Origin of the sequence: Thiobacillus sp. 65-1402 (genome assembly GCF_001897685.1) — a bacterium.
GTDB lineage: Bacteria > Pseudomonadota > Gammaproteobacteria > Burkholderiales > Thiobacillaceae > Thiobacillus.
In genome coordinates, this window is sequence record NZ_MKUG01000132.1 from 1 (window position 1) to 7361 (window position 7361).

The 7361-nt window shown below is 67.7% G+C and carries 6 protein-coding genes; all 6 read left to right on the top strand.

What is annotated here, in order from left to right; all coding sequences use genetic code 11:
• Positions 1-960: pilus (MSHA type) biogenesis protein MshL (gene mshL / locus BGO62_RS10645; RefSeq protein ID WP_296642151.1), on the top strand; the 960-nt coding region annotated here is incomplete at its 5' end.
• Complete coding sequence (locus BGO62_RS10650; RefSeq protein ID WP_296642153.1) at positions 957-2084, top strand: hypothetical protein; 1128 nt, start codon at positions 957-959, stop codon at positions 2082-2084. The genes mshL and BGO62_RS10650, both read left to right, overlap by 4 nt.
• Positions 2085-2095: 11 nt before the next feature.
• Positions 2096-3793, top strand: a complete 1698-nt coding sequence (locus tag BGO62_RS10655; protein ID WP_296642156.1) for a type II/IV secretion system protein — start codon at positions 2096-2098, stop codon at positions 3791-3793.
• A 112-nt stretch (positions 3794-3905) separates the two neighbouring features.
• Positions 3906-5111: a type II secretion system F family protein gene (locus BGO62_RS10660; RefSeq protein ID WP_296642158.1), complete on the top strand. Its 1206-nt coding sequence runs from the start codon at positions 3906-3908 to the stop codon at positions 5109-5111.
• Positions 5111-6610 (top strand): monoheme cytochrome SoxX, encoded by a 1500-nt coding sequence (locus BGO62_RS10665; RefSeq protein WP_296642160.1) that lies wholly within the window; start codon positions 5111-5113, stop codon positions 6608-6610. The genes BGO62_RS10660 and BGO62_RS10665 overlap by 1 nt, the downstream gene beginning before the upstream one ends.
• Positions 6607-7206 carry a hypothetical protein gene (locus BGO62_RS10670; RefSeq protein ID WP_296642162.1) on the top strand — a complete coding sequence of 200 codons (600 nt, stop codon included), beginning with the start codon at positions 6607-6609 and terminating at the stop codon, positions 7204-7206. The genes BGO62_RS10665 and BGO62_RS10670 overlap by 4 nt, the downstream gene beginning before the upstream one ends.
• Positions 7207-7361: the final 155 nt, after the last annotated feature.

A 7361-nucleotide genomic window follows, 5' to 3' on the forward strand; every position in this document is an offset into this window, starting at 1 on the left:
GCAAACGACGGCAAAAACGATGTCGCGGTCAACCCGGTGGCCGGCACCGTCAGCGTGCTGGGCACCGCCAAGCAGCAGGAACTGGTGCAGCAATACCTCGACCGCGTGATGCAGTCGGCGCAGCGCCAGGTGCTGATCGAGGCCACCATCGTCGAGGTCACGCTCAAGGATCAGTACCGCGCGGGAATCGACTGGTCGCGCGCCTTGCAGGGATCGGTGGGGTGGAAAATCGATGCCATCGGCGCGGTCGGCGGCAGCAGTTCCAATGCGCTCGCAGGTTCGCTGGCGCCGTTCATTCAAGCGACCTACAGCGGCGGCAACGGGTTCAAGGCGGCCATCGACCTGCTGGAGTCCTACGGCAACACCAAGGTGCTTTCCAGCCCCAAGCTGATGGCGCTGAACAACCAGACGGCGCTGCTGAAGGTAGTGAACAATCTGGTGTATTTCACCGTCAAGGCGGACACGGTTTCAACCGCCAACGTGGGGGCGACCACCACCTTCACCACCACCCCGCAGACCGTACCGGTCGGCGTAGTCATGTCGGTGCTGCCGCAGATCAATGAAAACGGCCTGGTGTCGCTCACCGTGCGCCCGACCATCACGCGCAAGGTGGGGGATGTGGACGACCCCAACCCGGATCTGAAAAACGCCCAGATCAGCAACAAGATCCCGGTCATCCAGGTGCGCGAAATGGAATCGCTGCTGCAGGTGAGGAGCGGCCAGACCGTGATTCTCGGCGGGCTGATCCAGGACGACAGCAACAACGCGCGCGACGGCCTGCCCGTCCTGTCGCGCCCCGCAGGCATCGGCGCCGTATTCGGCCAGCATGAACGGATGAACAGCCAGACCGAGCTGGTGATCTTCCTGCGCCCCATCGTGGTGTCCAACCCCACGCTGGAAAGCGACGAACTGCGCCAATTCCAGCGCCTGCTCCCCAGCAGCGCACGGAGCAGCCCTTGAGCCTGCTGCTCAAAGCGCTGAAACAGGCCGAAGTTGCCAACGGGGCCAAGCCCGACTCCGGCAACCGGATCGAGGGCGACCTCGAACTGGAGCCCCTGACCCCGCCCGGCACAGCCCAGGCGCGCGAATGGGTGGAACCGCCCGGCCTGCTGTTCGGCAACAGCGCCGGCGCGCCCAAGCCGCGCCGCGTGCGTGATTTCCGCTGGCCGCAACTCTCGCTGGTACCGCTCACCGCCCTGCTGGCCGTGCTGATCGCACTCGGCTACGGCTTGTATCTCTACTTCGCCCTGCAGCCGCCGGCCGCATCCAGTCTCGCGCCGGAAAACGTCGCAGCACCCGCCGCCGCGCCGGTCGACCCCGCCCCGCTTGAGCCCGAATCGGAACCCGCCTCCGCCGCACTGCCCGGCGTGCCGCCGTCGCCGCCCGCCCCCGAGCCTGCCGCGATTCCCGCTGCCGTCGCGGCCCCGCCCGCCGCCGCCCGCGCCCGCAGCACGCCACCCACCGCCAGCCCGACACGCGCCCTGCCCCCGCCGGCAGCGGCCCCGCTGCTGTTCCAGCCCGACACGCAAGCGACTTTGCTCGGCCAGGCCTACGCGGCCTACCAGCGCGGCGCGCTGGCCGAGGCACAACAACTCTATGCCCAGGCCGCCGCCCACCGGCGCAGCGTGGACGCCTTGCTGGGGCTGGCGGCAATCGCCAGCGTCCAGGACCGCGACGCCGATGCGCAACGCCTGTATCGCGAAGTGCTCGATCTCGACCCGCGCAACGCCGCCGCCCAGGGCGCCCTGCTCGACCTGCTCGGCAACACCGACGGCAGTGCCGCCGAAAGCCGCCTGAAAATGCTGATCGAACGCGACCCCAGCCCGCATCTCCACCAGACCCTCGGCAACCTCTACGCCGGACAGGCACGCTGGAACGACGCGCAGGCCGCCTACTTCGAGGCATATCGCGGCGCACCCGGCAACGCCGATTACGCCTACAACCTGGCGGTCAGCCTCGACCAGCTGCAGCAGTTTGCGGCGGCCCTCAGCTATTACGAAAAAGCGCTCGCAGGCGGCGGCGCGCACCGCTTCGACCGCGCCCAGGCCGAGGCGCGCGTGCAGCAACTGAAGCCGGTCCGCTGAGTTTCCCCGCCATGGAAAGACGCAAGAAACTCCGCATGGGCGAAACCCTGGTCACCCAGGGACTCATTACCGTCGACCAGCTGCGCATCGGGCTCAAGGAGCAGAAGGCGACCGGCCTGCCGATCGGCCGCCAGCTGGTCGCTTTGGGCTTCATCACCGAGGCGGTGCTGCGCGACCAGCTTGCCAACGCGCTCGGCAGCCAGGGCATCGACCTCACCCAGGTGGTGGCCGACCCCGAAGCGCTGCAGCTGGTGCCGGAGGAATTCGCCCGCCGCCACCACCTGCTGCCGATCGCCCACGATGCGGCGAGGAACGTGCTGACGCTGGCGACCACCGACATGTTCAACGTGGTCGCACTCGACCAGCTGAAAGCCGCGCTCGGCGGCCAGCTCGAAATCGACACCCTGCTGGCGGGCGAAGCGCAGCTGCTCGAATGCATCGACAAGTTCTACGGCTTCGACCTCTCGCTCGACGGCATCCTGCGCGAGATCGAGACCGGCGAGGTCGACTACGCCAGCCTCAATCCCGACACCGAGGAATACACCCAGCCGGTGGTACGGCTGGTCGGCGCGCTGCTGACCGACGCGGTGAAGCGCGAATCCTCCGACATCCACTTCGAGCCCGAGCACGCCTTCCTGCGCATCCGCTACCGCGTCGACGGCGTGCTGGAGCAGATCCGCAGCCTGCACAAGACCTACTGGCCGGGCATCCTGGTGCGCCTGAAGGTGCTGTCGGGAATGAACATCGCGGAGACGCGCGCGCCGCAGGACGGCCGCATGTCGCTGACGCTGAACGGCCGCCCGATCGATTTCCGCGTGTCGTCGCAGCCCGGCATCCACGGCGAGAACCTGGTGCTGCGCATCCTCGACCGCGAAAAATCCATCATGCCGCTGGAGCAGATGGGCTTCACCGCCGACGCCCTGCGCGAACTGCAGCTGATGATGGCGCGCCCCGAGGGAATACTCGTCGTCACCGGCCCAACGGGTTCAGGGAAGACCACCACGCTGTATTCGATGCTGTCGCATCTCAACAACGAGACCGTCAACATCATGACGCTGGAAGACCCGGTCGAATACCCGGTCACGCTGATGCGCCAGAGCTCGGTCAACGAAACGCTCAAGCTCGACTTCGCCAACGGCATCCGCTCGATCATGCGGCAGGACCCGGACATCATCCTGGTCGGCGAAATCCGCGACAAGGACACCGCCGAGATGGCCTTCCGCGCCGCCATGACCGGCCACCAGGTGTTCACCACCCTGCACACCAACTCCGCGCTCGGCGTGTTCCCGCGCCTGATGGACATCGGCATCCAGCCCGGCATCCTCGCCGGCAACATCATCGGCGTCATCGCCCAGCGTCTGGTGCGCAAGCTGTGCCCGCACTGCAAGGAAGCCTACACGCCGGACGAAGACGAGGCGCGCATCCTCGGCGCCGATCCCGCCCGGCCGCCGCAGATCTATCGCGCCGCCGGCTGCCCGGCCTGCAGCCACAAGGGCTACCGCGGGCGGCTGGCCCTGATCGAACTGTTGCGGATGGACCCCGAGCTGGACGAACGGGTGGCCAACCATGCGCCGCTGCACGAAATCCGCCGCGCCGCATTCGAGCATGGCTACCACCCGCTGGCCGAGGATGGAATCAAGCGGGTGCTGGACGGCGTCACTTCGCTGGCGGAAGTGGCGCGGGTGGTGGATTTGACGGGGCGGGTGTGATGAAGGGATCAGGAGTCGGGGTTCAGGGATCAGGGTGGCTTTGTGCGGCTGCGCCGCGTTTCTTGAATTCATCGGGCGCGGCGCAGCCGCACCTTCCCTGCCCCCTATAACCATGCCCTTCTTCGACTACCGCGCCATCGACCAGACCGGCCGCACCACCCGGGGCACGCTGTCGGCGGTCAACGACGTCGACCTCGAACTGCGCCTGAAGCGCATGGGACTCGACCTCATCACGCTTTCCGAGCTTTCGCGCCAATACGCCCCCAGCGGCCGCGAGCGCGTCACCCGCCGCGATCTGGTCACCTTCTGCATCCACATGCGCTACATCACCCGCGCCGGGATTCCGCTGCTCGAAGGCTTGCGCGACCTGCGCGACACCATGGACAAACGCGGCTTTCGCGATGTGCTGACCGCATTGCTGGAAGACCTGGAAGGCGGCAAGGTGCTGTCGCAGGCGCTGGCGGCCCACCCGGCGGTGTTCGGCGCGGTGTTCGTCCACAGCGTGCGCGCGGGCGAGCAGACCGGCTTGCTGGATGCGGTGTTCGAGCGCCTGGCCGAATCGCTGAAATGGCAGGAAGAAGTCGCCGCCAAGGCCAAGCGGCTGATGATCTATCCGGCGCTGGTGCTCGCTGTGGTCGGCGCCGCCATCCTGTTCCTGCTGGTCTATCTGGTGCCGCAGGTGCTCACCCTGGTCGAGACCATGGGCGTGGCCCTGCCGCTGCCGACGCTGATCCTGATGGCGGTGTCGAATGCGCTGCGTTCGTACTGGCTGATCGGGCTGCTGCTGACGCTGGCGCTGGGGGTCGGGCTGCCGCTATGGGCAAGCAGGAGCGAAGCGGGGCGCGACTGGTGGGACCGCACCCAGTTGCAGCTGCCTATCCTCGGGCCGATCGTGCAGAAGATCGTGCTGTCGCGCTTCACCAATACCCTGGCGATGATGTACCGCTCGGGGGTGACGGTGCTCGACGCCTTGCGCGCGGGCGAAATGGTGGCCGGCAACCGGGTGATCGCCGGCGGCATCCGCCGCGCCGCGCAGCAGATTGCCGATGGCCGCGGCCTGTCGGAGAGCTTCCAGTCGCTGGCACTGTTTCCGCCGCTGGTGATCCGCATGCTGCGCGTGGGCGAGACCACCGGCGCGCTCAACGAAGCGCTCGACAACGTGACGTATTTTTATAACCGCGAAGTGCTCGACTCGATCGAAAACGGCCTCCGGGTTCTGGAACCGCTGCTCACCGCCATCCTCGGCCTGCTGCTCGGCGGCATCCTGGTGTCGGTGCTGCTGCCGATTTACGATCTGATCGGGAACCTGCCGCTGTGATGCTCGACCACCGCCTCATCCTGCTTGCCACGCCGCGCCAGGTCGGCGTGCTCGACTGGCGCCCCGGGCATATGCACTGGCTGGGCGATTTCACCGCCAGCGCCGAAGGGCTGGCCGCATTCCACAGGATCGTGGCCAAGCATGCGCAGCTGCCGGTGCTGCTGGTGGTCGACACGGTGGACGAGGATTACCGCAGCGAAATCCTGCCGCACGTGCAGGGACGCGCGCGCGACGAACTGCTGGCGCGCAAGCTCAAACAGGTGTTCCGCAATGCGCGCTTTACCGGTGCGTGGCGGCAGGCGCGCGAGACGACCGGGCGGCGCGACGACCGTTATCTGCTGGCCGCCCTGCCCGACGCCGACTGGCTGACGCCGTGGCTCGGCGTGCTGCACCGCGAACGCGTGCCGCTGACCGGCATCACCCCGCTGGCGCTGGCATGCCAGCACCTGCTGGACAAGCTGCGGGTACAGGAGCCTCACGTGCTGCTGGCCTGTCGCCTCAACAATAGTTTGCGGCTGTCTTACTACCATCACGGCTTATTGCGTTTTTCGCGCCTGATCGGGGGCGACACCCCGGCCCAGCTGCCGGGCAGCGCGGCCGACGAAATCGCCAAGACGCAGCTTTACCTGACCGGTCAGCGCATCCTGCCGCGCGAAGCCCGCCTGCATGTGCTGCTGCTCGACCCCGGCGGCCAGCTGGACAGCGCGCAGGCGCCGCTCAACGCCGACCCCGCCTTCAGCACGCGGCTGATCGACATGGCCAGCCTCGCGCGCGCCCTGCGCATCCCGGACGACTTTCTCGCCGCCACGCCGGAAATCGCGCCGCTGGCCGCGATTGCGGGCGAGGCCATGCAGCTGAACCTGGCCCCCGCCGAACTGCTGCAGCGCCATACCGAATTCCGCTGGCGGCGTGGCCTGCACGCGGCAGCGGGCATCATTGCGCTACTCGGAACAGGCATCACAGCCGCCTACTGGCTGCACGCGCAAGACCTGACCGACCGGACCAGCCAGATGCTGCAGCAACAGCAGCAGCTCGACGCCCGCTATCGGACCATCGCGCGCACGTTTCCCATCCAGTCGGCGGCGCCTGAACAATTGGCTCAGACAGTGGCGCTGGCGCGTCAACTCGGCGGCGACCAGCCCGATGCCGGCGCGCTGCTTGCCGCCATCGGCCGGGCCATCGATGCGGCGCCCGGCATCACGCTCGACAAGCTGGAGTGGGCCGACGACACGCTAACGGCCGGCGGCGGAACGCGGGTCAGCCTCGACGCCTCGCTGGTTCCGTTCGACGGCAATTACCGCGCGGCCATGCAGCGCATCGAGCAGTTCATGCATACCCTGCAAGCCGTGCCCGCCCTGCATGACGTGCGCTTGCGCAGCAGCCCGGTGAACGCCGATTCCGCCAGCACCCTGTCGGGGCGAACGCTCGATGCCGGCGCGGGCGAATCCCCCGCCGCGCGTTTCAGCCTCGGCCTGCGCTACCGCGAGGCCCGGCCATGAAGCACCCGCCGCTCGCCGCACTCAAGCTGTCGCTGCTGCTGGTGCTGGCAGCACTGCTGCTGGCTGGGGGCGGCATACTGTGGAGCCGCGGCCAGGCGCAAGACGCCGGGCTTGCCCTGCAGCAGCAACGCAGCGCGCTCAACGGCGCGCGCCAGCAACTCGACCGCAGCCGCCAGCAGCAGCAACTCATCGCCACCCACCTGGCCGATTATCAAGCGCTCACCGCACGCGGCTTTATCGGCGCAGAAGACCGGCTGGCCTGGATCGAAGCGGCGCAACTGGCCAACCGCGATGCCGGGCTTTACAGCCTGGATTACCGGCTGACGCCACGCGCCGCTTCGCTTCCCGCGCTCGCCCGGGGCTTGCCGCTGGGACAGACGAGCATGAGCCTCACCCTGCCGCTGCTGGTGGAAACCGATCTCATGCGCTTCCTGAACGCGCTCAAGGCGCGCGCACCCGGGATCTATCGCGTGCAGGGCTGCCGGCTGTCCCATCCCGGCGATGCGTCGTTCGAGCCGGTCAACCAGCCGCGCCTGCAGGCCGAATGCGAACTGCTGTGGTTCACCGTGGCGGTAGAATCGAGGACTTCGCAATGAAAATCCGTTCATCGCGGAGGCATGGAGGCACAGGGAACAGCCGGCCCGTTCGGCGCGAAACGGGGCATTACGGTTCAGCCTGGATTTTCTCCCTGTCCCTGTGCCTGTGTGGTTCAGGCCTTGCAGCAAGCGCCGACCCCGGGCGCCTGTTCTAC

Excerpts from the sequence above, each read along its gene's own strand:
- BGO62_RS10655 (WP_296642156.1), top strand. The coding sequence starts at position 2,096 with ATGGAAAGACGCAAGAAACTCCGCATGGGCGAAACCCTGGTCACCCAG.
- BGO62_RS10660 (WP_296642158.1), top strand. The coding sequence starts at position 3,906 with ATGCCCTTCTTCGACTACCGCGCCATCGACCAGACCGGCCGCACCACC.
- BGO62_RS10665 (WP_296642160.1), top strand. The coding sequence starts at position 5,111 with ATGCTCGACCACCGCCTCATCCTGCTTGCCACGCCGCGCCAGGTCGGC.
- BGO62_RS10670 (WP_296642162.1), top strand. The coding sequence starts at position 6,607 with ATGAAGCACCCGCCGCTCGCCGCACTCAAGCTGTCGCTGCTGCTGGTG.